Origin of the sequence: Micromonospora sp. NPDC049240 (assembly GCF_040647835.1) — a bacterium.
In the GTDB taxonomy this organism is placed as follows: Bacteria; Actinomycetota; Actinomycetes; order Mycobacteriales; family Micromonosporaceae; genus Micromonospora.
This window is the reverse complement of sequence record NZ_JBEZCX010000013.1, coordinates 161,926-188,143: the sequence shown is the minus strand read 5'-3', so window position 1 is coordinate 188,143 and position 26,218 is coordinate 161,926. Positions and strand designations below refer to the sequence as shown.

Below are 26,218 nucleotides of genomic sequence, written 5' to 3'. Positions count from 1 at the left end.
GGTGACACCTCTCTCCTCCGGCGGCGGCGTCCGCCGCTGCTCGCGGCCGCGGGCGCGGAACGTGTCCCTCGCACCCACCGAGGATGACGGTACCGTGCGAGACATGCAGAACCCGTTGACCCCCGAGGTCCTGGCCGATCCGGTGGCACTGACCCGTGCCCTGGTCGACATCGAGTCGGTATCCCTCAACGAGAAGGCGATCACCGACTGCGTCGAGGAGGTGCTGCGCGGCGTACCCCACCTGAGCACCCAACGGCACTCGAACACGCTGATGGCCCGCACCGACCTGGGCCGCCCGCAGCGGGTGGTGCTCGCCGGCCACCTGGACACCGTGCCGCTCAACGGCAACTTCCCGTCGAGCATGCGCGGCGACCTGATGTACGGCTGCGGCACCTCCGACATGAAGTCCGGGGTGGCCTTCGCGCTGCACCTGGCCGTGACGCTGCCCGACCCGCGCTACGACGTCACGTACTTCTTCTACGAGGCCGAGGAGATCGAGTCCCGCTACAACGGCCTCACGCTGGTGTCGCAGAGCCACCCCGAGTGGCTGACGGCCGACTTCGCGGTGCTGTTGGAGCCCACGTACGGGATCGTCGAGGCGGGCTGCCAGGGCACGATGCGGGCCGTCGTCACCACGCACGGCGAGCGGGCCCACGCCGCCCGCTCCTGGCACGGGGTGAACGCCATCCACGGCGCCGGTGAGGTGTTGCGCCGGCTGGGCGCGTACGAGGCGCGTCGGGTGACCATCGAGGGCTGCGACTACCGCGAGGGGCTCAACGCCACGGGGATCCACGGCGGGGTGGCCGGCAACGTCATCCCGGACCGCTGCGACATCGAGATCAACTACCGGTACGCCCCGGACCGGGACCCGGCGCAGGCCGAGGCTCACCTGCGCGAGGTCTTCGCCGGCTTCGAGCTGACGGTCACCGACGCGGCGGCCGGCGCGGCCCCGGGGCTGGACAACCCGGCGGCGCAGGAGTTCCTGGCCGCGGTCGGCGCCGCGCCGATCGGCAAGCTGGGCTGGACCGACGTGGCCCGGTTCGCGGCCATGGGCATTCCGGCGCTCAACTTCGGCCCCGGCGACCCCAACCTGGCGCACCACAAGGACGAGCACGTCGAGCTGACCAAGATCCGGGACGGCGCGGCCACCCTGCACCGCTGGCTCGCGGCCTGACGTACCGAAGATCCGCAGGCCCGCGCCCGGCGTCGCGGGCCTGCGGATGGTCAGACGCGCGTGGTCAGCGGCGCGTCCGCCTGGTCGGTGTCGGCGGCCGGCTCGGAGCGGTGGGCCTCCACCATCCGGGCGCGGCGGCGCTCGGCCACCACGTCGTGGATCCGCCGCTGCATCTGCCGGCGGATCCGGATCATCTCGCTGTTGCTGATCAAACGCTGGCTCCTCCCCCGAAGGCGCGTCCCCCGGGCATACCGGGTATGTGAATAGTAAGACGTACGAGCGAGCGAATTAGTTGCCTTGATCGCAAAGATTTTCTCCGGCTCGCCGGCCTCCGCGCCGCGTCGCCGTCGCTCCACTACGGTGGCCCCATGAGCGACAGCACCGGGAGGCCGGCTGAGCAGGGGCCGCGCGTCGAACGCCACCGGGGAGCGGTCACGCTCCGCAACCGGGCGATCCCGAGCAGCACCGCGGACCAGCGGCTGCTCGACTCCCGGGGGCGCAGCGACTGGAAGACCAAGGACGCCTGGCGGGCGTTGCGGATCCTGTCCGAGTTCGTCGAGGGGTTCGACACGCTCGCCGACCTGCCGCCCGCGGTCAGCGTCTTCGGGTCGGCCCGCAGCAAGCCGGACAGCCCGGAGTGCCGGCTGGCCGAGGAGCTGGGCGGCGCGCTGGCCCGGGCCGGCTACGCGGTGATCACCGGCGGTGGTCCGGGCGTGATGGAGGCCGCCAACCGGGGGGCCGGCGAGGCGGGCGGCCTCTCCGTCGGGCTCGGCATCGAGCTGCCGTTCGAGCAGGGCCTCAACGACTGGGTCGACCTGGCCATCGACTTCCGCTACTTCTTCGCCCGCAAGACCATGTTCGTCAAGTACGCCCAGGCGTTCGTGGTGCTGCCCGGCGGCTTCGGCACCATGGACGAGCTGTTCGAGGCGCTCACCCTGGTACAGACCGGCAAGGTGACCCGGTTCCCGGTCGTGCTGATGGGCGCCGACTACTGGGGCGGCCTGCTCGACTGGCTGCGCGCCACCATGGCGGCGGACGGCAAGATCGGCCCGAGCGACCTCGACCTGATCCGCGTCACCGACGACGTCAACGAGGCGGTCCGGCACATCGTGGAGGCCGAGGCGGTGCTCTCCGCCGAGCAGGAGGCGGTACGCGAGGAGGCGGTCGCCCGGGTGGCCGCCGACCAGCAGGCCGCCGCCGAGGCCGCACCCGAGGGCCCGGCCGGGCCGCGCTGACATGGCCGACGTCTGCGTGTTCTGCGCGTCCTCGCGTACCCTCGACGACCGCTGGCTGGCGCTGGCCACCGAGACCGGCGCGGAGCTGGCCCGGCGCGGGCACACGCTGGTCAGCGGCGGCGGCTGTGTCGGGATGATGGGCGCGGTGGCGGACGGCGCACGGGCGGCCGGTGGTCGCACGCTCGGCGTCATCCCGCAGACCCTGGTCGACCTGGAGGTCGCCGACCTGGCCGCCGACGAGCTGCTGGTCACCGACGGGATGGCCAGCCGCAAGACGCTGATGGTCGACCGGTCCGACGCGTTCGTCACGCTGCCCGGCGGGCTGGGCACGCTCGACGAGCTGTTCGAGGTCTGGACCACCGCCACGCTCGCCCTGCACGCCAAGCCGATGGTGCTGGTCGACGCGGACGGCTTCTACCGGCCGCTGCTCGACTGGCTCGGCACGCTGGCCGAGCGCAACTTCCTCAAGCCGGCCGGCCTCGACCTGCTGATGGTCGCCGACAGCGTGCCCGCCGCCCTCGACCTCATCGACGCCCGCCTCACCTGACCGCCCTCCGGCCCGTGCTGCCCCCCGCCCTGGCCCCTGCCCCCGCCCTTGCCTGACACCCATACCGTTCCACTCACCGGGTCCGGGCCGGGTGGGTGGAACGCCATGGGTGCCTCCGGCCCCGTTTGACACCCGTACCGTTCCACTGATCGCGTCCGGGCCGGGTGGGTAGAACGGTATGGGTGCCTTCTGGGGAGCCTCGGGCCGAGTCTGCTGGCCGTGGGTCCCGGTGGTGACCGGCGCGCGGGGCGTGGCCGTTCCTGCTGACGGGTGAGCTGCGGCGCGCCGGACCGCGTCGGTTTCCGGGTGTCGTACCGGCGTGGTGGGATGTCCGTGATGCAGGCGTACCGGTTGGTGCGCCGGCCCGGCGACGCGGGGGCGGGGGTCACCCACGACGCCGGGGCGGGGCAGGGGGTGGGCCGGTCCGACGGGCCGGCCGTGACGGAGCCGCGATCCGGGGGGTCGGCGGTCGATGCCGCGCACCCTTCGATCGAGGCCGCGCAGCCCGGCCGGCAGCCGACCGGAGACCAGGGCCGCGCCGCGGGCGACCGGCGTCGGGCCGACCCGGTGCAGGCCGAGGCGGTCGCGCACACCGACGGGCCGATGCTCGTCGTGGGCGGTCCCGGCACCGGGAAGACCGCCACCCTGGTCGAGGCGGTCGCCGCCCGGGTGGCCGAGGGCGTCGACCCGGAACGCGTGCTGGTGCTCACGTTCGGTCGGCGCGGCGCCACCGAGCTGCGTCGGCGCATCGAGGCGCGGATCGCCGGCGACGGCCACCGGGCGGTGCGTGAGCCGCTGGTCCGCACGTTCCCGGCGTACGCGTTCGGGCTGCTCCGCCGCGCCGCCGCCGAGCGTGGCGAGCCGTCGCCCCGGCTGCTCACCGGCCCGGAGCAGGATCTGATCATCCGGGAGCTGCTCGACGTGGTCGGCGACGAGCCGGCGGACGACCCGGTCGGCTGGCCGGAGGACCTGCGCCCCGCGTTGCGGACCCGGGCGTTCGCCCAGCAGCTCCGCGACCTGCTGATGCGGGCCGCGGAGCGGGGCGTCGGCCCGGTCGAGCTGGCCCGGCTGGGCGAGAAGCTGGGCCGCGCCGACTGGCCGGCCGCCGCCCGCTTCCTCCGGGAGTACGTCGCCGTCCTCGCGTTGCGCGACGTGAGCAACCGGGGCTCGGTCGCGTACGACCCGGCGGAGCTGGTGCGGGCCGCCACCGGCATGCTGCTCGACGATCCCGACCTGCTCGCCGCCGAACGCCGCCGCCTGGCCCACATCTACGTCGACGAGTTGGCCGACACGGACCCGGCCCAGGTGGACCTGCTCGCGGTGGTGGCCGGTGGCGGCCGGTCCCTGGTCGCCTTCGCCGACCCGGACTCCTCCACGTACTCGTTCCGCGGCGCCGACCCGGCCGTGGTCAGCACGTTCGGTCACCGGTTCCGGACCGCGTCCGGCGCGCCGGCCGCCCAGGTCACGCTGACCACGTCCTACCGGGCCGGGCCGGAGCTGCTGGCGGCGACCGCCCGGCTGGCCCGGCGGCTGCGCGGTCCGGCGGCGCACCGGCGGCTGCGTCCGCTTCCGGACGCGCCGGCCGGGGCGGTCGAGGTGCGTACGTTCCGCTCGGCGACCAGCGAGTCGGCCTGGCTGGCCCACGCGCTGCGCGAGGCACACCTGCTCGACGGCGTGCCCTGGTCCCGGATGGCGGTGCTGGTCCGGTCCACCGGGCGGCAGCTCCCGTCGCTGCGGCGCGCCCTGCACACCGCCGGGGTGCCCACCGTCGTGCACGGCGAGGACCTGCCGCTGCACCTCCAACCGGCGGTGGCCCCGCTGCTGCTCCTGCTCCGCTGCGCGCTCGAACCCGACCGGCTGGACGAGGAGGCGGCGGTGGCGCTGCTGCACTCGCCGCTGGGCGGTGCCGACCCGCTGGCCGAGCGACGACTGCGGCAGGGGATGCGGGCGCTCGCGTTGGCCGGCGGCGACCGCCGCCCCTCCGGTGAGCTGTTGGTGGAGGCGCTGCGCGACCCGGCCGAGCTGGCCGCCGTCGAGCGTCGTTGGGCGGCGCCCGCGCAGGCCGTCGCGCATCTGCTGGCGACCGCCCGGGAGGCCGCCGCCACCCCGGGCGCCACCGCCGAGGACGTGCTCTGGGCGGTGTGGCGGGAGAGCGGGTTGGCCGAGCGCTGGGCCGGGGCGATCACCCAGGGGCGGGAGGCCACCGGCGAGCACGAGACCGCCCGGCGGTGGCGGGCCGAGGCCGCCGACCGTGACCTGGACGCGGTACTGGTGCTCTTCGACGCCGCCGCCCGGTTCACCGACCGGCTGCCGGGGGCGCGCACCGAGGTCTTCCTCGACCACGTGCTCGGGCAGGAGTTGCCGGCGGACACGCTCGCCGCCGCCGCCGACCGGGGCGAGGCGGTCCGCCTGCTCACCGCGCACGCCGCCAAGGGCCTGGAGTGGGATCTCGTCGCCGTCGCCGGGGTCCAGGAGGGCGTCTGGCCCGACCTGCGGCTGCGCGGCAGCCTGCTCGGCTCGGAGCGGCTGGTCGACGTGCTCGCCGGCCGGGCCGACGGGGCGGGGCTGCGGGCCAGTCTGGTCGGGCAGACGTCCGCGTTGCTGGACGAGGAGCGGCGGCTGTTCCACGTCGCGGTCAGCCGGGCCCGGCGTCGGCTGCTGGTCTCCGCGGTCGCCTCGGCGGCGGTCGGTGGCGACGACCACGAGGAGCAGCCCAGCCGCTTCCTGCACGAGCTGGCCGCCGGCGATCCGCCCGCCACCGGCGCCGGCGGCACCGCCCCGCCCGACGGCGGGCCGCCCGATGACGGACCGTCGGGCGGGGGACCGGCACCGGACGGACCGTCGGGCGGGGGACCGGCACCGGACGGACCGTCGGGCGGGGGCCCGGCACCGGACGGGCCGGTGCCGCACGGCGACGACCACCCGTCGGACGCGCCGTCCGGCGCGCTCCCGGTGACGCTGCCGCCGCGCGGGCTCACCCTGTCCGCGTTGGTGGCGGAGCTGCGTACCGCGATCACCGACCCGGCGGCGCCGGTGAGCCGGCGGCGCGCGGCGGCGGGCGAACTGGCCCGGCTGGCCGCCGCCGGGGTGCCCGGCGCGCACCCGGACGACTGGTGGGGGCTGCGCGGTCTCTCCGACGACCGGCCGCTCGTCGACGACGGCGAGCCGGTGCGGGTCACCCCGTCGGCCATGGAGAGCGCGTTGCGGTGCAGCCTGCGCTGGCTGCTGGAACGGCACGGCGGCAGTGGGCCGGCCAGCGCCGCGCAGGGCGTCGGCAACCTGGTGCACGCCGCCGCGATGCTGGCCGAGGACGCGAGCGTCGACCGGGAGACGCTGCTGGAGTACGTTGCCGCCCGGTTCGACGCGATCGAGCTGGCCGCCCGGTGGATGGTCGGCCCGGAGCGGCAGCGCGCCGAGGCGATGGTCGACAAGCTGCTGCGCTGGCTGGCCGGCAACCCGCGCCGGCTGCTCGCCATCGAACACGAGTTCGCGGTCCGCCTCGACGATCCGGCCCGGCCGGTCGAGCTGACCGGCCGCGTCGACCGGCTGGAGGTCGACGCCGAGGGCCGGCTCGTGGTGATCGATCTGAAGACCGGCAAGTCCACCGCGGTCACCGAGCGGGAGGTCGCCGAGCACCCGCAGCTCGGGGCGTACCAGGCGGCCGTGGAGGCGGGTGGGTTCGCCGAGTTCGGCGCGGAGTCCGGCGGGGCCGCGCTGGTCCAGCTCGGCACCGGCGCCCGGGACGCCAAGGAGCAGGCCCAGGCCGCGGCCGGGGAGGGCCCGGAGGCCGGCTGGGCCACCGCGCTGGTCCGCCGGACCGCCGACACGATGGCCGCCGCCACGTTCGCCGCCGTCGCCAACTCCAAGTGCCGGGTCTGCCCGGTACGCACCAGCTGCCCGGTCTCCGGCCAGGGCCGCCAGGTGGTCGAGCCGCCCCCGGAGGATCAGGCGTGACCGCGCGGAGCCGGACGAGGACCGGACGATGACGATCCAGCCGGCGCTGTTCGGCGCCACCGGCACGCCGCCGCCCACGCCCCGGGCGGCCGACGCCGGGCCCCGCTACACGCCCGTCGAGCTGGCCCGGCTGCTCCGGCTGCCGGCGCCCACCCGGGAGCAGGCCGCGATCATCGCGGCGCCGGTGGAGCCGCTGCTGGTGGTCGCCGGCGCCGGCTCGGGCAAGACCGAGACGATGGCCGCCCGGGTGGTCTGGCTGGTTGCCAACGCGTACGTGCGGCCCGAGCACATCCTCGGGCTCACCTTCACCCGCAAGGCGGCCGGCGAGCTGGCGCACCGGGTGCGGACCCGCCTCGACCAGCTCGTCCGTCGGCTGGGGCGGCCCCGGCGGGACCCGCGTGAGGACCCGTTGGCGGGCGAGCCGACCGTCTCCACGTACCACTCGTACGCCGGGCGGATCGTCACCGAGCACGGGTTGCGCGCCGGGTACGAGCCGACCACCCGGCTGCTCACCGAGGCGTCCCGTTGGCAGCTCGTCGACCTGCTGGTGCGCAACTACGACGGCGACATGTCCGAGGTGGACCGGATGCCGTCCACCATCACCGACGCGGTGCTGGCGCTCGCCGGCGAGTTGGACGAGCACCTGGTCGACCCGGACGAGCTGGCCGGCTGGACCGGCCGGTTCTTCGCCGAGGTGCAGTCCCGCCCCGGCCGGGTCTACGCCGACGTGCGCAAGGCGCTCCAGCTCCAGCGGACCCGGCTGAAGCTGCTGCCGCTGGTCCGGGCGTACGCCCGGCGCAAGGACGACTTCGAGGCGATGGACTTCGCCGACCAGCTCGCCCGCGCGGCGCGGGTGGCCCGGGACCACCCGGGTGTCGGCGTGATCGAGCGGGACCGGTTCCGGGTGGTGCTGCTCGACGAGTACCAGGACACCAGCCACGCGCAGGTGGTGCTGCTCAACGCGCTGTTCGGCGGCGGCCACCCGGTCACCGCGGTCGGGGACCCGTGCCAGTCGATCTACGGCTGGCGCGGGGCGAGCGCCGGCACGCTGGACCGGTTCCCCGGTGAGTTCGCCCGCGCCGACGGCACCCCCGCCGAGGTGCTCGGTCTCACCACGAGCTGGCGTAACCGACCGGAGATCCTCGGCGTCGCGAACGCGCTCTCGGTGCCGCTGCGGGCGGCCGGCGCCCGGGTGCCCGAGCTGCACGCCGCGCTCAGCGTCCGCGATCCGATCCCGCACAGGACGCCGGGCGGTCGGGCCGCCGGCACGGTGCACTGCGCGCTGCTGCCGACGTACGCCGACGAGGCCGACTGGATCGCGGACAGCGTGCTGGCGGCGTGGCGGGGCGCGGCCGGGATGCCGGGCGCGTTGCCCGAGCACATTCCGGCGGACCGTCGGCCGACGACGGCGGTGCTGGTGCGGCTGCGCAGCCAGATCCCGGCGATCGAGGCCGCGCTGCGGGCCCGGGGCCTGCCGGTCGACGTGGTCGGGCTGGGCGGCCTGCTGGACACCCCGGAGGTCCGGGACGTGGTCTGCACGCTGCGCGTGCTGGCCGACCCGACCGACGGGGCGGCGCTGCTGCGGCTGCTCACCGGCGCGCGCTGGCGGATCGGCCCGCGCGATCTGGTCGCCCTGCACCGGCGCGCCCGGGCCATCGCCCGCAGCCGGCGCGAGCTGACCGGCGACGACGGGCCGGAGATCACCGTGGACGTGCTGGACGAGGCGACGCTGGTGGAGGCGCTGGCCGACCTCGGGCCGGCGCAGGCGTACTCGGCGGAGGGGTTCGCGCGGCTGCGGTCGTACGGGATGGAGCTGGCGCTGCTGCGGTACCGGCTGGACCAGTCGCTGCCGGAGCTGATCGCGGACATCGAACGGACCATCGGGCTGGACGTGGAGGTGGCGGTCCGGGCCGGCCGGGACGGCGCCGGCGACGCCGGGCTGGCCCGCGCCCACCTGGACGCGCTCGGCGACGTCGCGGCGCGGTTCAGCGGCGAGACGCCCGGCGCCACGCTGGCCGGTTTCCTCGCCTACCTGGCCGCCGCCGAGGACGAGGAGCGTGGGCTGGCCCCGGGCGAGGTCGAGGTGGTGGCCGGCGCCGTGCAGGTGCTCACCGCGCACGCCGCGAAGGGCCTGGAGTGGGACGTGGTGGCGGTGGCCGGGCTGACCCGGGGTGGGTGGCCGGGGCCGGTGCGCAACTCCGACCACTGGCTGGGCGGGCTCGGCGTGCTGCCGTTCCCGCTGCGCGGCGACGCGGACGGGCTGCCCGAGCTGGCCCTGCCGGAGGCGGCGGACCAGCGTGAGGTGGCCCGTGCGTTGGCCGGGTTCACCGACGACTGGCGGGCGCACGACGAGCGGGAGGAGCGCCGGCTGGCGTACGTGGCGGTGACCCGGCCGCGCCGGTTGCTGCTCTGCTCCGGCTACTGGTGGGGGGAGGGGACGAAGCGGTTCCGCGGCCCGTCGCTGTTCCTGCGCGAGGTGTACGACGTCGGCCTGGCCGGGACGGACGGGCACGTGGTCGACGCGTGGGCGCCGGAGCCGGCCGGGGACGCGGTGAACCCGACCACCGAGACGGTGCTGCGGGCGGAGTGGCCGGCCGACCCACTGGGCGGGCGTCGGCCGGCGCTGAACGAGGCGGCGGCGCTGGTCCGTCGCCACCTGGCCGACCCGGAGGCGGCCCGTCGCGAGGCCGCGCTGCTGGCCACCGTCGGGTCGACCGCGGTCGGGGCGACCCCGCCGGACGACGCCGACGCGGAGGTGGAGCGCTGGCGGCGGGAGGCCGACCTGCTGCTCGCCGAGCGGGCGGAGCTGGCCCGCCGGGCCGAGGCGGTCGAGGTCGAGCTGCCCGGCCAGCTCTCGGTGACCCAGCTCGTGGCGTTGCGCCGGGACCCGGAGGCACTGGCCCGTGCGCTGCGTCGTCCGATGCCGAGCGCACCCAGCCCGTACGCGCGGCGGGGCACCGCCTTCCACGCCTGGCTGGAGCAGCGCTTCGGCGCCGACCGGCTGCTGGACGTCGACGAGCTGCCCGGTGCCGCCGACGACGGCGCCGCCCCGGACGGGGCGCTGGCCGAGTTGCAGGAGCGGTTCCTGGCCAGCGAGTGGGCCGACCGGGTGCCGGTGGAGGTCGAGGTGCCGTTCGCCACAGTGATCGCCGGCGTGGTGGTCCGGGGTCGGATGGACGCCGTGTTCGCCCGCCCCGGCGGGCGTTACGACGTGGTGGACTGGAAGACCGGCCGCCAGCCCACCGGCCCGGAGGCCGAGGCGGCGGCGGTGCAGCTCGCGGTCTACCGGCTGGCCTGGGCGGAGTTGGCCGGCGTGCCGGTGGAACGGGTCGGCGCGGCGTTCCACTACGTGCGGGACGCGGTGACCGTCCGCCCGGCGGACCTGCTCGACGTCGAAGGGCTGACCGCGTTGGTGGCCGCCGTGCCGGAAATTTCGACGTGATCTCCCCGCCGGACGAGATCCGTGGTACGTTGGTCTCGTTGCAGTTTTGGTTTCCAGAGACTCTGTGTGCGCCTGGCGGATTGTGGCCCCAGGCGCTCTTTGTTGTGTCCGGAGTTCTCCGGGCGGGGCGACCAGCAGCGACAGGCACGCCACGCAGCCCATGCGTGGTGGGCTCCTCTCCGGCCCGCAACACGTGCGGGCCGACCGTTCCGTCAAGGAGACGAAACACATGGCAATTGGCACCGTCAAGTGGTTCAACGCTGACAAGGGCTTCGGCTTCATCACCCCGGACGACGGCGGCGCCGACGTCTTCGCCCACTTCTCGGCGATCCAGACCTCCGGCTACCGGAGCCTGGACGAGAACCAGCGGGTCGAGTTCGAGGTGACCCAGGGCCAGAAGGGCCCGCAGGCGGAGAACATCCGCCCGCTCTGATCTTCGGATCAACCGGCACCACCACCGCGCCCCGCCGGGCGTGGTGCACGGGCCGGCCCGCCGCGCCGCCCTCCCGTACGCGGGAGCTGGCGCGCCGAGGCGGGCCGGCCCGTCCCTTTCGGTTCGTGCTTGTGATCACCGGCCACGCCGGTGACGCGCCGTCGCCCGGCGCCCTTCCTCGACACGTGCCGCCTCGAGGAAGGCTTTCCGCATGACCACGACCACGACCATGCCCACTTTCGCCGCGACCGGTCTGGCGCCGGCGCTCGTCGCCGAACTGACCGCGCAGGGCATCACCGCGCCGTTCCCGATCCAGTCGGCGACCCTGCCCGACTCGCTCGCCGGCCGGGACGTGCTCGGCCGCGGGCGGACCGGCTCCGGCAAGACGCTCGCGTTCGGGTTGCCGCTGCTGCACCGGACGGCCGGCCGCCGGGCGCGTCCCGGCCGCCCGCTCGCCCTGGTGCTGGTGCCCACCCGGGAACTGGCCGCGCAGGTGACCGCCGCGCTCACCCCGTACGCCGGCGTGCTCGGGCTGCGCTGCGCCACCGTGGTCGGTGGGCTCTCCCTCACCCGCCAGGCGGACGCGCTGCGGGCCGGGGCCGAGGTGCTGGTGGCCACGCCGGGCCGGCTGCACGACCTGATCGACCGCGGGTCCGCCCGGCTGGACCAGGTCGAGATCACCGTGCTCGACGAGGCGGACCAGATGGCCGACATGGGCTTCCTGCCGCAGGTGACGAAGCTGCTGGAGCAGGTCGCTCCGGGCGGGCAGCGGATGCTCTTCTCGGCCACCCTGGACCGCGGCGTGGACCGGCTGGTCCGCCGGTTCCTCTCCGAGCCGGTCACGCACTCCGTGGACCCGGGCACCGCCACGGTCACCGCGATGACGCACCACGTGTTGCACCTGGAGGCGGAGGACAAGCCGGCCGCGCTGGCCCACATTGCCGCGCGGGAGGGCCGCACCATCGTCTTCATCGCCACCAAGCACCGCGCCGACCGGGTGGCCCGCCAACTGCTCGCCAAGGGTGTTCGCGCCGCCGCGCTGCACGGCGGAAAGTCGCAGCCGCAGCGCACCCGGATCCTGGAGCAGTTCCGCACCGGCCAGGTCACCGCGCTGGTGGCCACCGACGTGGCGGCCCGCGGCATCCACGTCGACGGGCTGGACCTGGTGGTCAACGCCGATCCGCCCACGGAGGCGAAGGACTACCTGCACCGGGGTGGCCGGACCGCCCGGGCCGGGGAGTCCGGCACCGTGGTCACGCTCGTCCTGCCGGAGCAGCGTCGGGACGTCGCCCGGCTGATGAGCACCGCCGGGATCAAGGCGCAGACCACCCGGGTACGCGCCGGCGACGCGGAGCTGGGCCGGCTGACCGGGGCGCGCGAGCCCTCCGGTACGCCGGTGACCATCGCCGTCCCGCCGCCGGTCGCCGCGCACCCCGCCCCGGGGACCCGGCCCCGCCGTCGCCCGCGCCGCCGCTGACCGGACGCTCCGTGCGGGGCCGCTGACCGGCCGTCATGCGGTGCCTCGCTGAGTCGGGGATCAGTGAATGTTCAGTCGGGTGGCCGACTGTCCGCTGTCGTCGGGGCGACGATGCTTGGTCCGTGGGCCGGTCGGGGGGCCGGCCGGACACGGGAGGGGCGACCATGGCGGGTGACGCCGGCCCGGGTGACGGGGCCCGGGAGGTGCTGCTGGTGCTCGCGGTGGCGGGCGCCGGTCTGGCGCTCGCCGTGGTGGCCGCGTTCGGCCCCTGGCATCCGGCGGCGGGCGGTCCGCCGGACCGGGGCGCGGCCCGCACCTTCAACCCCGGCTGATCCGTACGGTCAGCCGGGCCTGACGGGGGTCACGCAGGGTGACGTCCGGTGGTGGATGTGCGGCAGAAACGGATATACCTCAGCGGCATAAATATGCCGCTCGGTCATATTGCTCCAGGGGGATGCCTTCTTGGCCGGGCCCTCACCGATCGGTTCTGTCGGCCCCTCAGCACCAGCCGCCGTCATCGCCCGGGGCGCGAGCAGCCGGGCGGGGCCCCGGCACCGGGCCCCGCCCGGCCTCGGGCGTCCGCCCCGGCCTTCGTGCGCCGGGGCCCGGGCCACCGGCCGGCGGACTCAGGGCGCCGGGGCGCGGTCCGCCAGCAGGTCGGCCAGCGTGGTGCGGTCCACCACCAGCGCGATCGCGCCGTCCACCGCCAGCCAGACGTCCCGCAGCCCGGTGGCCACCCCGTGGTAGCCGGCCCGGTCCGCGGGCATGCCCCGGACGCTGGTGAGCGCGCCGCCGACCGCACGCAGCACGTCACCGACGCTGATCTCGGCCGGGGGCCTGCTCAGCGCGTACCCGCCCTCGGTGCCGCGGTGGCTGTGCAGCAGTCCGGCCCGCCGCAGGTCGAGCAGGATGCCCTGGAGGAAGCTGAGCGGGATGTCCTGGCGTTCGGCCAGGCTCGCGGCCTTGACCAGCTCGCCGCCGGGATCCCCGTCGCCGGTGGATCCGGCGTCGGCGACGGCGAGCATGGCCCGGAGCGCGTAGTCGGCGCGCGCGGAGATGTACACGAGGTCAGTTGCCGGCCTGGTCCAGCACGCCCCAGCGGCGGCGGATCGCCTTGTCGGCCGCGCCGAACGCGGTGTCCACCAGCAGGCCGACCACCAGGATCACGATCATGATGGCCATCAGCCGGGGCGCCTCGCTCAGCTCGCGGGCGTAGGTGAGCTGAGCGCCGATCGAGGTGCGGGTGGCGATGACCACCAGCAGCTCACCGGCCATCAGACTGCGCCAGGCGAACGCCCAGCCCTGCTTGAGCCCGGCCACGATGGCGGGCAGCGCGGCCGGCGCGATCACGTACCGGTAGAGGTTGAGCCCGCGGGCGCCGAGGTTGCGGCCGGCGCGGACCAGCAGCGGCGGCACGTAGTCCACGCCGTGGATGACGCCGTTGGCGACCGACGGCGCGGCGCCGAGCACCACCACGAAGAAGATGGCCTGCTCGCTGAGCTGGAACAGCAGGATGGCCAGCGGGAACCAGGCGATCGACGGCATGGTCTGCAACGCGGTGATCATCGAGCCGAGCGCGGCGCGGAGCACCTTGACCCGGGCCACGCCCAGGCCGAGCAGCAGACCCACCGCGACCGCGGCGGCGAACCCGACCGCCGCCCGGCGGGCGGTGGTGGCCAGGCCCTCCCAGAGCGCGGAGCTGACCAGGTAGTGGCCGAGATCGCCGAAGACCACCATCGGGCCGGGCAGCGCCCAGGGCTCCTTCCACCCGCTCCAGACCACGGCCTGCCAGAGGGCGATGGCCATCGCGAGCGCGGCGAACTTGGGCCAGGTGGCGGACCAGAGCCGGCGCAGCCGGGACGGGCCCTTCTCCTGGCCGGCGATCTCCAGCGCGTCGAGACCGGAGATCTCCGCGTCGGTACGCGCCGACCCGGTGAGGGTGTCACTGGCCATGCCGGCCCACCTCCTTGCGCAGCCGGTCGGTGACCTCGGCGGCGATGGCCGAGACCTCCGGCGAGTCGATCCGCCGGGGTCGCGGCACGTCGACCCGGGTGGAGTAGATGATCCGGCCGGGCCGGCTGGAGAGCAGCACGATCCGGTCGGCGAGCCGGGCCGCCTCGCGCACGTTGTGCGTGACGAACAGGACGGTGAGCTTGCGCTCGCCCCAGATCCGCTCCAACTCGTCGTGCAGGATGTCCCGCGTCATCGCGTCGAGCGCGCCGAACGGCTCGTCCATCAGCAGCACCGGGGTGTCCAGCGCGAGCGTGCGGGCCAACGCGACCCGCTGCCGCATGCCGCCGGAGAGCTGGTGCGGGCGCTTACGGCCGAAGTCGGACAGGTGGACCGTACGCAGCAGCTCGGCCACCCGCTCCCGACGTTGGTCGCGGGGGAGCCCGCGCAGCTTCAGCGGCACCTCGACGTTGCCCTCGACGGTCGACCACGGGAACAGCGCCGGCTCCTGGAACATCAGGCCCGGGTTGACGCCCTCGCCCAGCTCGATCGTGCCGCCGCTGACCCGGTCCAGGCCGGCGACCAGGTTCAGCAGCGTGCTCTTGCCGCAGCCGGACGCGCCGACCAGGCAGACGAACTCGCCCGGGGCGACGTCCAGCGACACCCCGTCCAGCGCCAGGACGGCCTGCTCGCCCTGGCCGTACACCTTGGTCACGCCGCGCAGCGCGACCGAGCCGGTCGCGCTGCGCGGGGTCGTCGTGGTCGACGTCACGGCTGGGTGACCTCGGGCTTGCCCTCGGCCTTCAGCACCTCGTTGAGGTACTTCAGGTCGTAGAGGCCGTTCAGGTCGACCGGCTGGGTCAGCCCGACCGCGACGGCGTGGTCCAGGCCCGCCTTCAGCGAGGACGCGATCGGGTCGTTGGTGAACTCCAACGTCGACCAGGCCTGCTTGATCAGCTTGATGTCCAGCGGCTTACCGGTGATCTTGCCGATGTGCTCGGAGACGGCCTGCTGCGCCTCGTCCGGCTTGGTGTTGACGAACTCGTTCGCCGCGACCTGACCCTCGACCAGCTTCTTCACCACGTCCGGGTGCGCCTTGAGGAACTTGGTGCTGACCAGCAGGTTGGTGATGACGAACTTCTTGTCCGGCCAGAGGTCGCGCTCGTCGACGAGCACCTTGCCGCCGGCGTTGACCAGCCGGGACACGAACGGCTCCGGCACCCAGGCGCCGTCGATGGCGCCGCTGCCGAACGTCTCGACGGTCTGCGCGTTCTCCTGGGGGACGACCTTGACGTCGCCGCCGCCCTCCTTGGTGGTCGCCAGGCCCTTCTCCTTGAGCCAGTAGCGCAGCGCGACGTCCTGGGTGTTGCCGAGCTGCGGCGTGGCGATCTTCTTGCCACGGAGCTGCTCCGCCGAGGTGATGCCGGGCTTGACCACGAGCGCGACGCCGCCGGACGCGGCGCCGGAGACCACCCGGACCGCCTCGCCCTTCGACTTGGAGAAGGCGTTCACGGTCGGGTTCGGACCGATGTACGTAGCGTCCAGCGCGCCGGAGAAGACCGCCTCGATGGCCGCCGGGCCGGCGTTGAAGGTCTTCGTCTCCAGCGTCACGTCGCCGCCGAGCTTCTCCTTGAAGATCCCCTTCTCCACGCCCACCACGGCGGGCGCGTGGGTGAGGTTGGGGAAGTAGCCCAGGCGCAGCGTCACCGGGCCGGAGTCACCGGCGGCGTCGCTGTCGTCGCCGCAGGCGGCGGTGGTGCCGAGCGTGGCCGCGCCGACCACGGCCAGGGTGGCCAGCGTGACCAGGCGGCGCAGGGGGAGCCGTCTCATCGAAAGTCCAATCCGCAGTATTCCTATTTAGTTGGTAGGAAGACTGGGGCAGGGTGCCGGGCGGCGTCAAGACCCGTCCCGCATCTGTCCACCGTTCGGCCACGGCACACCGCCGGTGTGGCCGGTACGGAGGCGCTAGTGTCGATCTCGTGCCGACCAGGAGAGTGAAGATCCCAGCGACGAGATACCCGGTCGAGCGGTTCGCCCTCGACAACGGCCTGCGAGTGGTGCTCACTCCCGACCGCAGCGCCCCGGTGATCGGGGTGGCGGTGGTCTACGACGTCGGCATCCGATCCGAGCCGGAGGGCCGCACCGGCTTCGCCCACCTCTTCGAGCACCTCATGTTCCAGGGCTCGGAGAACCTGGAGAAACTGGCCCACTTCCGGCACGTGCAGGGCGCCGGCGGCACGTTCAACGGCTCCACCCACTTCGACTACACCGACTACTTCGAGACGCTGCCGAGCAACGCGCTGGAGCGGGCGCTGTTCCTGGAGGCGGACCGGATGCGCGGCCCCCGGCTGACCGAGGAGAACCTGCGCAACCAGGTGGACGTGGTCAAGGAGGAGATCCGGGTCAACGTGCTCAACCGGCCGTACGGCGGGTTTCCCTGGCTGACGCTACCCCCGGTGATGTTCGACACGTTCCCGAACGCGCACGACGGCTACGGCTCCTTCGACGACCTGGAGTCCGCGACGGTGGCCGACGCCGCCGACTTCTTCCGGCACTACTACGCCAGCGGCAACGCGGTGCTGGCGGTCAGCGGCGACATCGACGTGGCCGAGGCGACCGCGCTTATCGAACGGCACTTCGGCGACGTGCCCGCCCGCCCGGCGCCGGAGCGGCCCGACTTCGCCGAGCCGGACCTGACCACCGAGCGGCGCAGCACCTACACCGACGCGCTGGCCCCGCTCCCGGCGGTGGCGAGCGCCTGGCGGGTGCCCGACCCGATCACCGACTTCGCCGGCTACCTGCCCTTCGTGGTGCTCGCCGAGGTGCTCACCGACGGCGACGCGTCCCGGCTGGTCGAGCGGCTGGTGCAGCGCGACCGCTCGGTCACCGGCCTGGGCGGCTACCTCAGCTTCATGGGCGACCCGTTCGACGTGCGCGACCCCACCGCGCTGCTGCTCGAGGCCCACCTGCCGCCCGGCGGCGACGTGGACAAGGTGCTGCGCACCATCGACGAGGAGCTGGACCGGCTGGCCACCGACGGGCTGACCGACGGGGAGCTGGCGCGTACCCAGGCCCGAATGGCCACCCACCTGCTGCGCGACACCGACGCGGTGCTCGGCCGCGCCCTGCGGATGGCGGTGCTGGAGCAGCAACGCGGCGAACCGGGGCTGCTCAACGAACTGCCCCGACTGGTCGGCGCGGTCACCGAGGAGCAGCTCCGCGCCGCCGCCGCCACGCTGCGGCCCGAGCGCCGCGCATCCGTCGAGGTCGTGGCCGGAGGTGCCCAATGACCACCACCACCGTCCGCCCGCTGCCGGCGCTCGGCCCGAACCGGCGGCTCACCGTGCCGAAGCAGGCGGAACGCACGCTCGGCAACGGCCTCACCGTGATCGCGGTACGCCGGCCCGCCGTACCCCTGGTCGAGCTGCGGCTCTGGATGCCGTTCGGGCGGGCCCACCTGGCCCGTGGCGCGATGCTGGCGCAGACCATGCTGGCCGGCACCGAGGCGCACAGCGCCACCGAGATCGCCGCCGAGCTCCAGAAGGTCGGCGGCGGCCTCTCCGCCGGCGTCGACCCGGACCGGCTGATGCTCTCCGGCGCCGGCCTGGTGACCGGGCTGGACCGGATGCTGGAGCTGCTCGCCGAGGTGCTCACCGGCGCCAGCTACCCGGCCGACTGGGTGGCCACCGAGCGGGACCGTCTCGTCGACCGGATCCAGGTCGCCCAGAGCCAGCCGTCCCACCTGGCCCGGACCGCGCTGCTCACCCGCGTCTACGGCCGCCACCCGTACGCGACGCAGACGCCCGAGCCCGATCAGGTCCGGGCGGTCCGCCCGGCCGCGCTGCGTCGGCTGCACGCCGAGCGGGTGCACCCGGCCGGGGCGGTGCTGGTGCTGGTCGGCGACGTGCAGCCGGCGCGGGCGCTGGACGCGGCCGAGGCCGCGCTCGCCGGCTGGCGGGGCGACGGTCACGTCGCCGAGCTGCCGCCCGCGCCGCCGCTGGAGCCCGGCCCGCTGCTGCTCGTCGACCGGCCCGGCTCGGTGCAGTCCTCGCTGCGCCTCGCGCTGCCGGCGGTGCCCCGCACCCACCCCGACCACGCCGCGTTGCAACTGGCCAACCTGCTCTTCGGCGGCTACTTCTCGTCCCGCTGGGTGGAGAACATCCGGGAGGACAAGGGCTACACGTACGGGCCGCACTCCGTGGTCGAGCACTCGGTGGCCGGGTCGGTGCTGGTCGCCGGCGCCGAGGTGGCCACCGAGGTGACCGCGCCCGCGTTGCTGGAGACCAGCTACGAGCTGGGCCGGCTGGCCACCGTGCCGCCGAAGCCGGACGAGCTGGAGCAGGCCCGCCAGTACGCGCTCGGCACGCTCCAGCTCGGCATGTCCACCCAGGCCGGCCTGGCGTCGCTGACCAGCGCGTACGCCGGCAACGGGCTGCGGCTGGACTACCTCGCCGAGCACGCCGCCCGGCTGGCCGCCGCGACCGTGGACGACATCGCCGAGGTGGCGGCCCGGTACCTCGCCCCGGCGAAGGCGGTCACCGTGGTGCTCGGCGACGCGGCCCGGGTGGCCGACTCGCTCGCCGCGCTCGTCCCCGTGCGCACGGAGGGCGCATCCACGTGAGCGGCGAGTCGGCGCCGCCGCTGGCCCGGTCCACGGTGGACCGGGCCGCGCACCGGCGTACCGACCCGGCCTGGCTGGCCGAGGCGTGGGAGCAGGCCCGGGTGCTGGTGCTGGACTCGACCGACGAGGGCCGCGCCCTGGTCCGGGGCGAGGCGGCCCCGCCGGAGCTGGTTCTGGTCGGCGCCGGTGAGCTGCCCGAGGTGCCCCGCTCGGTGCCGATGTTCCTCGGCGTGGAGCCGGACGGGGTGCCGGTGTTCGCGGTGGACAGCCCGCTGCCCGCGCTGCCCGGCACCCGCCGGGCGCACCTGCGTGAGGTCGGCCACCTGATGACCGACCGGGACGCGGGCCTCTTCACCACCGCGTTGGCGCTGCTCAACTGGCACCTGCGGCACGGCTACTCGGCGTCCACCGGGCAGCCGACGCAGGTCGACGAGGCCGGCTGGTCCCGGGTCGACCCGGGTGGCCACCGGACCTGGCCGCGTACCGACCCGGCCATGATCGTGCTGGTGCACGACGGGGTGGACGGCCCGGAGGGCCGCTGTCTGCTGGGCAACAACGCCGCCTGGCCGAGCACCCCGGGTCGGCGCCGCTACTCCTGCCTGGCCGGTTACGTCGAGCCCGGCGAGTCGGCCGAGGCCGCCGTGCTGCGCGAGGTCCGCGAGGAGGCCGGCGTCGGGGTCGGGGAGATCGCGTACGTGTCCAGCCAGGCCTGGCCGTTCCCCGGCTCGCTGATGCTCGGCTTCCTGGCCCGGGCCGACGCCGACGAGCCGATCCGGGTCGACCCGACCGAGATCGCGGACGCGCGGTGGTTCAACCGCCGGGAGATCGGCGCCGCGCTGGCCGGCGAGTCGGTCCGGGTGGACGGCGGGGACCGCCTGCTGCTGCCCCCGCCGTCGTCGATCGCGCTGTTCCTGGTGCACCGCTGGCTCGACGGCCACTGCTGACCGGGGCGGCCGGCCCGGACGCTGCCCCGCCGCGGCGAGCCGCCAACCCCGAGCCGGTGCGTTGAGAAGGGGCCCCGCCTATGCCGTAGGCGTTAAGCGGGGGCCCCTCCTTACGCGGTCCCGGCCCGGGACCGTCGTTGCCGCGGCGGTCCGGGGCCGGGAACACGGGCCGTCGTGGCCGGGTGAGGCGTGGAGCACGGCGGGGGAGCCGGTCCGGCCACGACGGACGTCAGCGGACGGTCATCCGCCGTCCCATCGGTAGGGGCGGCCGGGGGTGGGCTCCTCGATGGGCAGCACCTTGACCCGGTGCCGGCCGGCGCGGACCGCCCCGACGGCGGACAGGGCGCGGGCGAGCAGGAGGGCGGCGTCCCGGTTCTCGGCGTGCACGACCTGACGACGTGGTTCCGGCGCACGGGTCTCGTCCCGCAGCCGTCCCCCGCCGGCCCAGGCGGCGGCGATGTCGGCGTCGCCGGCGTTGCGGATCTCGGTGCGGACGATCAGGAACCGCATGGTGTCCCCCGGAAGTGGACGGATACGCGGTGGAACTTCCACGTCACTCAAGCGACATCGTACGCCGGCAGGTCGTCCCAGCAAGTGAAACGAGAGGGCTCGACCGTTCGGATGATGGCAGGTCAGGACGGTTGTCCGGGGTGGACGTGCGAGGGGCCGCCGGCGTGACGCCGACGGCCCCCGGGCCCTCGCCGGATCAGTTCAGGTCGAACTGGCCGTTCTTCGCGCCGGCGATGAAGCCGAGCCAGCCGGCCCGGTTGAACAGCAGCACCGGCCCGCTCGGGTCCTTGCTGTCCCGCAACGCCATGGTCGCCGGCCCGGTGCCGAGCGGCGCGACCTCCACGCAGTTCGAGGTCTGGCTGCGGGTGCTCTTGCGCCAGGCGGCGCCGGCGAGGGAGGTCGTGCTGGTGTGGATCTGGTTCATGGTGTCCTGCTCCTGGTGAGGTGCTCCGATGGGGACGAGCGACGCCGACGTCGGCGCGGGGATCACCGTTCCGACGTGAGGCGCCCCGAGTCACGACGGCGCTGGGTCGGCGCCGTTGCCGGCCCGTACGCCGCGGTGGACTCGACTGCCGTGCCGGTCGGCCGTCCGGTCGCCTCGGTCAGCCAGGAGCGGGTGTCCGATGCGGAGAGCGCCGACTTGCATAGCCACTCGAACACCACTTTATAGCGATTTAGGGTGTTCACCTCGGTCGACATGACGTCGGTGAAGCCACTTTCGATGGCCAGCGTCTCCGGATCGAGCGGGTCGGCGAACCGGTAGAGCGAGAACGCGGTCGGCGGGACGTACCAGTCGCCGACCCGGGTGTCCCGGAGCAGCAGGCGCAGCTCCACGTTCGGCATGTCGGCCAGCTCGCACAGGTGGACGAGCTGGTCCCGCAGCACGTCCGGCGGCCCGGCGCGCCGGTCCAGCGCGGCCTCCTCCAGCACGGCGGTGTACCGGGGCACGTGGACCAGCAACGACTGGCGGGCCTGCCGGGCGCCCACCTCGGCCTCCGGATTCTCCGACTCCGGGTCGCCCGCCTCCTCGGCCACCCGGGCCGCGGACAGGATCCGGTGCCGGGCGTAGCCGGGGGTCTGCAACAGCCCCGGCACCAGCACCGGGTTGTACTCGGAGATCTCCGCGCAGCCCGCCTCCAGCTCGGCGAAGGCGCGCTGCTGCTGGGTCATCACCGGGAAGTTGCGCAGCCAGCCGCGCATGTCGCCGGCCTCGTGGGCGATCCCGGTCAGCTCCGCGCGCAGCCCGGCGGCGACGCCGTAGAGCGTGAGCAGCGCGTCCACGTCGTCCGGGTCGGGCCGGCTGCGGCCGTTCTCCAGGCGGGACAGTTTGGAGGCGGAGGCCCAGCCGATCCCCTCGATGACCTGGTCACCGGTGAGACCGGCCTGTTCGCGGAGCCGGCGCAGCTCGATGCCGAGGCGGCGACGGCGTAGAAACGGGCCTGGTGCGGCAGGAGGCACGGCGTCCTCTTTCCCGTCGACCGTCGCGAGACGCGACGGTAACTGTATGGAATTCGCCCCCCACGGTCAGTATGGACGGCGCGACCGGTGTCGGCAGGTCCGGCGAGGGCGTGTCACGAGAGACAAAAAGAGGACTGTGGAGAGCGCCTTCGCCGGCGCCCGCCCCGACGCGCCCACGGGCGCACCTGCCGGAGGGAAACCGATGCGCACCGTCCTGCGCCGCCCCGACTTCCGCCTGCTCTTCGCCGCGATGGTGGCGAGCCTGGCGGCGGAGTCGATCCTGCTGCTCGCGCTCGCCGTCTGGGTGAAGGACCTGACCGGCTCGGACAGCATGGCCGGAGCCACCATCTTCGCCGTGATCGCGCCGATGGCGCTCGCCCCGCTGGTCGGCTGGGTGGTCGACAGCTACCGCCGCCGGCCCTTCTTCATCGCCGCCAACCTGCTCGCCGCCGTGCTCCTCGGCCCGCTGCTCACCGTGCGCGACCGCGGGGACGTCTGGGTGATCTACCTGGTCGCGGCACTCTACGGCCTCTCCTCGATCACGCTGACCGCCGTGCTCAACGGGCTGATCCGGCACCTGGTGCCGGCCGACCTGCTGGCCGACGCGAACGGGGCCCTGCAGACCGTCCGGCAGGGGCTGCGGCTGGTCGGGCCGCTCGCCGGGGCCGGCATCTACGCCGCCGTCGGTGGCTGGCTGCTGGTGCTCCTGGCCATGGCCGGTTTCCTGGTGGCCGCCGCCGTGGTCGGGCTGCTCCGGGCGGAGGAGAGCACACCGACCGGGCCCGGGAGCCGCTGGCCGGCCGGACTGGGCGCCGGGCTGCGTCACCTGGCCCGGGAGGCGGCGCTGCGCCGGGCCCTGGTCGGCTACGGCGTCGCCTCGCTGGTGATGGGCTTCACCGAGTCGCTGATCTTCGCGTACGTCGACCTGGGCCTACACCGCGACGCGGCGTTCGTCGGTGTGCTGTTCATGGTGCAGGGGGTGGGCGGTCTGGTCGGCGGGCTGCTCTCCGCCGCCGTGGTCCGCCGGCTCGGTGAGCTGGGCGCGCTGGCCACCGGCGTGACGTTCTTCGGCCCGGCCGCGCTGGCGCTGGCGTACCCCCGGCTCTGGCTCGGGGTGGTGGCGTTGCTGCTGGCCGGCGTCTCGCTGCCGCTGACCATGGTGGGGTTGTACACGCTGGTCCAACGACGGACCCCGCCGGGGCTGCTGGGCCGGGTCACCGCCGCGTCCCGGGCGCTGGTCAGCGGGCCGCAGGCGGTCTCCATCGGCACCGGCGCGCTGCTCGTCGGCGTCTTCGACTACCGGCTGTTGTTCGTGCTGGTCGGGACCGTCACCACGGGCGGCGGACTCTACCTCTGGCGGGGTCGTCGCCTCACCCTGCCGGGGACGGCCGACCCGGCCCGTCTCCCGACGCCCCGTCGGCCGCTCGACGACGAGCTGCTCGCCGCCAGCCGCCGGCGCCGGACGCCGTGACCGGCGCCGGTCGGCCGCACCCGGAATCCGGGCACGGCCGACCGGGGCGGGTGCGGGCAGGTCAGCCGGGCAGGGCGGCGAGATGCTGCTTGACCTGGTTGATCGAGGGGTTGGTCAGGGCGCTGCCGTCGGCGAAGCGCAGCGTCGGCACGGTCTGGTTGCCGCCGTTGACGCCCATCACGAACTCCGCCGCCGTCGGGTTCTGCTCGATGTCGACCACCTCGTACGCGATGCCCTCCCGGTCGAGCTGCGACTTCAGCCGGTGGCAGTAGCCGCACCACGTGGTGGAATACATCGTCAACATGGTCTGGTCCTCCAAGAGTGGGCCCGCGCCCGGTCCGATCAGGCCAGGCTAATCGCTGCAACGTCGGACGGGGCTGGGATGATTCCCTGTCGTGGGGGTTCACTCAGCGGCGGAACGGGTGCTGGCCGGGCTCGATCCGGAGCAACGGTCGGCGGTGACCGCCCCGGCCGGCCCGGTCTGCATCCTGGCCGGCGCCGGCACCGGCAAGACCCGGGCGGTGACGTCGCGGATCGCCTACCGGGCGCTGTCCGGCGACATCTCCGCCCGGCACGTGCTGGCGGTCACGTTCACCGCCCGCGCGGCGGCCGAGATGCGCAACCGTCTCACGGTGATCGGGGTGGGCGGTGTCCAGGCGCGCACGTTCCACGCGGCGGCGCTGCGCCAGGTCCGCTACTTCGCGCCCCGGCTGCTGGCCGGGCGGGCCATGCCGGAGCTGCTGGACAGCAAGGTGCGGGTGGTCACGCTGGCCGCCGCCAAGCTGGGCCTGCGCACCGACCGGGCCGCCGCGCGGGACCTCGCCGCCGAGATCGAGTGGGCCAAGTCCTCCCTGGTCGAGCCGGACGAATACGTCGTCGCGGCGGCCAAGGCGCGGCGCGAGACGCCGTACGAGCCGGCGCGGGTGGCGGAGGTGTTCGTCGCGTACGAGCGGCTCAAGCGGGGCAACGGGGTGATCGACTTCGAGGACATGCTGCGCGCCGCGGTCTGGGGGATCGAGGAGCACCCGGACGTGGCCGAGCAGGTGCGCAGCCAGTACCGCCACTTCGTGGTCGACGAGTACCAGGACGTCAACCCGCTCCAGCAGCGGCTGCTGGACGTCTGGCTCGGCGGGCGCGACGACCTCACCGTGGTCGGCGACGCCAGCCAGACGATCTACTCGTTCACCGGCGCGACCTCGTCGTACCTGGTCGACTTCCCCCGCCACCACCGTGGCGCGACGGTGGTGCGACTGGTCCGCGACTACCGCTCCACCCCGCAGGTGGTGGGCCTGGCCAACGCGGTGATCTCGCAGGCCCGGGGCGCCGAGGCGCGGCTGCGGCTGGAGCTGCACGGCCAGCGCCGGCCCGGCCCCGAGCCGGAACTGCGGATCTTCACCGACGAGCCGGCCGAGGCCACCGCCGTCGCGGCCCGCTGCCGGGCGCTGGTGGCCGGCGGCACCCCGGCCCGCGAGATCGCGGTGCTGTTCCGCACCAACGCGCAGTCCGAGGCGTACGAGAAGGCGCTCTCCGAGGCCGAGGTGCCGTACGTGCTCCAGGGCGCGGAGCGGTTCTTCGAGCGGCCCGAGGTGCGCCAGGCGATGATCGCGCTGCGCGCCGCCACCCGGTCCATCCCCGGGGAGACGCCGCTGCCGGCCGCCGTGGTGGAAGGGCTCGCCGCGGTCGGCTGGGCACCCGACGCGCCGCCGGCCGGCGGCGCCGCCCGCGAGCGCTGGGAGGCGCTCGCCGCGCTGCTCCAGCTCGCCGAGGAGTACGCGGCCACGCCCGAGGTGCTGCCGATCGGGGAGGCCGCCACGGTCGAACGTCAGGTGACGCTGGCCGACTTCACCGAGGAACTGGCCCGGCGGGCCGCCCAGCAGCACGTGCCCACCGTGGACGGCGTGACGCTGGCCTCGCTGCACTCGGCGAAGGGCCTGGAGTGGGACGCCGTGTTCCTGGTCGGGCTGGCCGAGGGCACGCTGCCCACCACGTACGCGAAGACGCCCGAGCAGGTCGAGGAGGAGCGGCGGCTGCTCTACGTGGGCATCACCCGGGCCCGGGAGTGGCTCTGGCTGTCGTACGCGGCGGCGCGCTCGCCCGGCGGCCGGGCCCGGCGGCCGTCCCGCTTCCTGCCGCAGCTCGACCGCTCGGGCGGCGGTGAGCGGGCCGGCGCCGGCAGCCCGGCGCGGCGGGCCGAGCGGCGACGACCGCAGGTGGTCTCCTGCCGGATCTGCGGCGCCACGCTGCTCGCCGGCGCGGACCGCAAGCTGGGCCGCTGCCCGACCTGCCCGTCGGACCTGGACGAGGAGCTGTACGAGCGGCTGCGCGACTGGCGGCAGCGGGTGGCCGGCGTGCAGCGGGTGCCGGCCTACGTGGTCTTCACCGACGCCACGCTCACCGCGCTGGCGGAGCGGAAGCCGGGACGCACCGAGGAGCTGGTCGCGATCGCCGGCATCGGGCCCCGGAAGGTGGGGCTGTACGGCGACCCGGTGCTGGCCCTGGTGGCCGGCGCCACGGTGGACGACGTTCTGCCCGCAGAAAACTTTGGAAATCAGTCCGTAAATCGTTTGCCCTCCCCCGAGGGCGAGGAATAGCCTCAGGACACACCACGCGAGCGGCGCCGTTCTGGCTGCTCACGGGGGATGAGTCCATGGTCGGCACGAGGAAAGTCAGGGAGGTGGCACCAATGGAGATTTACACCTACGAGCGTCCGGCGGCGATGCCAGCTGCCTGCGCTCCGCTGTCGGCTGTCCGGGTGGCCCTTGCCGCTCGACCGTCGGCTCCGCAGGTGCACCAGGCCCAGGTTCAGGCCGAGCTGAACCTGACCGTCGCACCGCTGCGCGGAGTCGAGGGGACCAGTGGCTTCACGGGCATGGGCGTCGATGGCGGCAAGAAGCGCACCGATGTCCGCGGCGTTCCACCTCGAGGTAGACCGGTCTGATCCATCAGACCACCGGCTCACCTCGAGGCCGCGGAACCCGCTACCGGGATCCGCGGCCTCAGTT

Annotated in this window: 22 protein-coding genes and 1 pseudogene; 14 read left to right on the top strand and 9 right to left on the bottom strand. The window is 74.6% G+C overall.

What is annotated here, in order from left to right; translation table 11 throughout:
• The first annotated feature begins 103 nt into the window (after positions 1-103).
• On the top strand, positions 104-1,174 hold the full coding sequence (gene dapE / locus AB0B02_RS21540; protein WP_357302798.1) for a succinyl-diaminopimelate desuccinylase: 1,071 nt from the start codon (positions 104-106) through the stop codon (positions 1,172-1,174).
• A gap of 50 nt (positions 1,175-1,224) precedes the next feature.
• Here dapE and AB0B02_RS21535 read toward each other — a convergent pair whose 3' ends face one another.
• Positions 1,225-1,386: a hypothetical protein gene (locus AB0B02_RS21535; RefSeq protein WP_281937848.1), complete on the bottom strand. Its 162-nt coding sequence runs from the start codon at positions 1,384-1,386 to the stop codon at positions 1,225-1,227.
• 156 nt (positions 1,387-1,542) lie between these two features.
• Between AB0B02_RS21535 and AB0B02_RS21530 the strand changes: the two genes are divergently transcribed.
• The 7 genes from AB0B02_RS21530 to AB0B02_RS21500 all read left to right on the top strand — a co-directional run bounded on the left by AB0B02_RS21530 (position 1,543) and on the right by AB0B02_RS21500 (position 12,594).
• Positions 1,543-2,409 (top strand): TIGR00730 family Rossman fold protein, encoded by an 867-nt coding sequence (locus AB0B02_RS21530; protein ID WP_357302794.1) that lies wholly within the window; start codon positions 1,543-1,545, stop codon positions 2,407-2,409.
• A gap of 1 nt (position 2,410) precedes the next feature.
• Positions 2,411-2,956: a TIGR00730 family Rossman fold protein gene (locus AB0B02_RS21525; protein ID WP_281937845.1), complete on the top strand. Its 546-nt coding sequence runs from the start codon at positions 2,411-2,413 to the stop codon at positions 2,954-2,956.
• A 336-nt stretch (positions 2,957-3,292) separates the two neighbouring features.
• Complete coding sequence (locus AB0B02_RS21520) at positions 3,293-6,910, top strand: PD-(D/E)XK nuclease family protein (RefSeq protein ID WP_357302845.1); 3,618 nt, start codon at positions 3,293-3,295, stop codon at positions 6,908-6,910.
• Positions 6,911-6,938: 28 nt separating this feature from the next.
• The gene (locus AB0B02_RS21515; protein WP_281937844.1) at positions 6,939-10,352 is read left to right on the top strand and encodes a UvrD-helicase domain-containing protein; all 3,414 of its coding nucleotides are present in this window, start codon (positions 6,939-6,941) and stop codon (positions 10,350-10,352) included.
• A 229-nt stretch (positions 10,353-10,581) separates the two neighbouring features.
• Positions 10,582-10,785 (top strand): cold-shock protein, encoded by a 204-nt coding sequence (locus tag AB0B02_RS21510; RefSeq protein WP_013288421.1) that lies wholly within the window; start codon positions 10,582-10,584, stop codon positions 10,783-10,785.
• Between the two features lie 211 nt (positions 10,786-10,996).
• Positions 10,997-12,262, top strand: a complete 1,266-nt coding sequence (locus AB0B02_RS21505) for a DEAD/DEAH box helicase (RefSeq protein ID WP_357302788.1) — start codon at positions 10,997-10,999, stop codon at positions 12,260-12,262.
• Positions 12,263-12,426: 164 nt separating this feature from the next.
• Complete coding sequence (locus tag AB0B02_RS21500; protein WP_281937840.1) at positions 12,427-12,594, top strand: hypothetical protein; 168 nt, start codon at positions 12,427-12,429, stop codon at positions 12,592-12,594.
• 294 nt (positions 12,595-12,888) lie between these two features.
• Here the strand turns inward: AB0B02_RS21500 and AB0B02_RS21495 are convergent, their stop codons facing one another.
• Genes AB0B02_RS21495 through AB0B02_RS21480 form a run of 4 tightly spaced genes read right to left on the bottom strand, consistent with a single transcriptional unit; the run spans position 12,889 to position 16,042 of the window.
• On the bottom strand, positions 12,889-13,326 hold the full coding sequence (locus AB0B02_RS21495; protein WP_281937838.1) for an Rrf2 family transcriptional regulator: 438 nt from the start codon (positions 13,324-13,326) through the stop codon (positions 12,889-12,891).
• 4 nt (positions 13,327-13,330) lie between these two features.
• The gene (locus AB0B02_RS21490) at positions 13,331-14,215 is read right to left on the bottom strand and encodes an ABC transporter permease (protein ID WP_281937836.1); all 885 of its coding nucleotides are present in this window, start codon (positions 14,213-14,215) and stop codon (positions 13,331-13,333) included.
• Positions 14,205-14,984 (bottom strand): ABC transporter ATP-binding protein, encoded by a 780-nt coding sequence (locus tag AB0B02_RS21485; protein WP_281937835.1) that lies wholly within the window; start codon positions 14,982-14,984, stop codon positions 14,205-14,207. The genes AB0B02_RS21490 and AB0B02_RS21485 overlap by 11 nt, the downstream gene beginning before the upstream one ends.
• Positions 14,981-16,042 (bottom strand): ABC transporter substrate-binding protein, encoded by a 1,062-nt coding sequence (locus AB0B02_RS21480; RefSeq protein ID WP_107162054.1) that lies wholly within the window; start codon positions 16,040-16,042, stop codon positions 14,981-14,983. The genes AB0B02_RS21485 and AB0B02_RS21480 overlap by 4 nt, the downstream gene beginning before the upstream one ends.
• 149 nt (positions 16,043-16,191) lie before the next feature.
• Between AB0B02_RS21480 and AB0B02_RS21475 the strand changes: the two genes are divergently transcribed.
• From AB0B02_RS21475 to nudC, 3 genes are read left to right on the top strand one after another with little or no spacing between them, the layout of a single operon-like run.
• On the top strand, positions 16,192-17,502 hold the full coding sequence (locus AB0B02_RS21475) for a pitrilysin family protein (protein WP_357302781.1): 1,311 nt from the start codon (positions 16,192-16,194) through the stop codon (positions 17,500-17,502).
• On the top strand, positions 17,499-18,833 hold the full coding sequence (locus tag AB0B02_RS21470) for a pitrilysin family protein (RefSeq protein WP_281937830.1): 1,335 nt from the start codon (positions 17,499-17,501) through the stop codon (positions 18,831-18,833). The genes AB0B02_RS21475 and AB0B02_RS21470 overlap by 4 nt, the downstream gene beginning before the upstream one ends.
• Positions 18,830-19,777: an NAD(+) diphosphatase gene (gene nudC / locus AB0B02_RS21465; protein ID WP_357302777.1), complete on the top strand. Its 948-nt coding sequence runs from the start codon at positions 18,830-18,832 to the stop codon at positions 19,775-19,777. Before AB0B02_RS21470 ends, nudC begins: the two co-directional genes overlap by 4 nt.
• Positions 19,778-20,017: 240 nt before the next feature.
• On the opposite strand, the gene AB0B02_RS21460 is transcribed toward nudC, so the two are convergent.
• From AB0B02_RS21460 to AB0B02_RS21450, 3 genes are all read right to left on the bottom strand, one after another.
• Positions 20,018-20,287, bottom strand: coding sequence for a hypothetical protein (locus AB0B02_RS21460; RefSeq protein ID WP_281937826.1), 270 nt, complete (start codon positions 20,285-20,287; stop codon positions 20,018-20,020).
• 196 nt (positions 20,288-20,483) lie between these two features.
• Positions 20,484-20,711, bottom strand: coding sequence for a DUF397 domain-containing protein (locus AB0B02_RS21455; protein ID WP_107162043.1), 228 nt, complete (start codon positions 20,709-20,711; stop codon positions 20,484-20,486).
• A gap of 62 nt (positions 20,712-20,773) precedes the next feature.
• Positions 20,774-21,745, bottom strand: coding sequence for a helix-turn-helix transcriptional regulator (locus AB0B02_RS21450; protein WP_281937824.1), 972 nt, complete (start codon positions 21,743-21,745; stop codon positions 20,774-20,776).
• A gap of 202 nt (positions 21,746-21,947) precedes the next feature.
• Here AB0B02_RS21450 and AB0B02_RS21445 point away from each other — a divergent pair, with 202 nt between their 5' ends.
• Complete coding sequence (locus AB0B02_RS21445; protein WP_281937821.1) at positions 21,948-23,216, top strand: MFS transporter; 1,269 nt, start codon at positions 21,948-21,950, stop codon at positions 23,214-23,216.
• A 61-nt stretch (positions 23,217-23,277) separates the two neighbouring features.
• Here the strand turns inward: AB0B02_RS21445 and AB0B02_RS21440 are convergent, their stop codons facing one another.
• A complete protein-coding gene (locus tag AB0B02_RS21440; RefSeq protein ID WP_281937819.1) occupies positions 23,278-23,520 on the bottom strand; it encodes a mycoredoxin in 243 nt (80 codons plus the stop codon).
• A 91-nt stretch (positions 23,521-23,611) separates the two neighbouring features.
• Between AB0B02_RS21440 and AB0B02_RS21435 the strand changes: the two are divergent.
• Both AB0B02_RS21435 and AB0B02_RS21430 read left to right on the top strand, forming a co-directional pair.
• Positions 23,612-25,775 (top strand): annotated as a pseudogene (locus tag AB0B02_RS21435) (ATP-dependent DNA helicase UvrD2).
• 124 nt (positions 25,776-25,899) lie between these two features.
• The gene (locus AB0B02_RS21430; RefSeq protein WP_281937817.1) at positions 25,900-26,154 is read left to right on the top strand and encodes a hypothetical protein; all 255 of its coding nucleotides are present in this window, start codon (positions 25,900-25,902) and stop codon (positions 26,152-26,154) included.
• Positions 26,155-26,218: the final 64 nt, after the last annotated feature.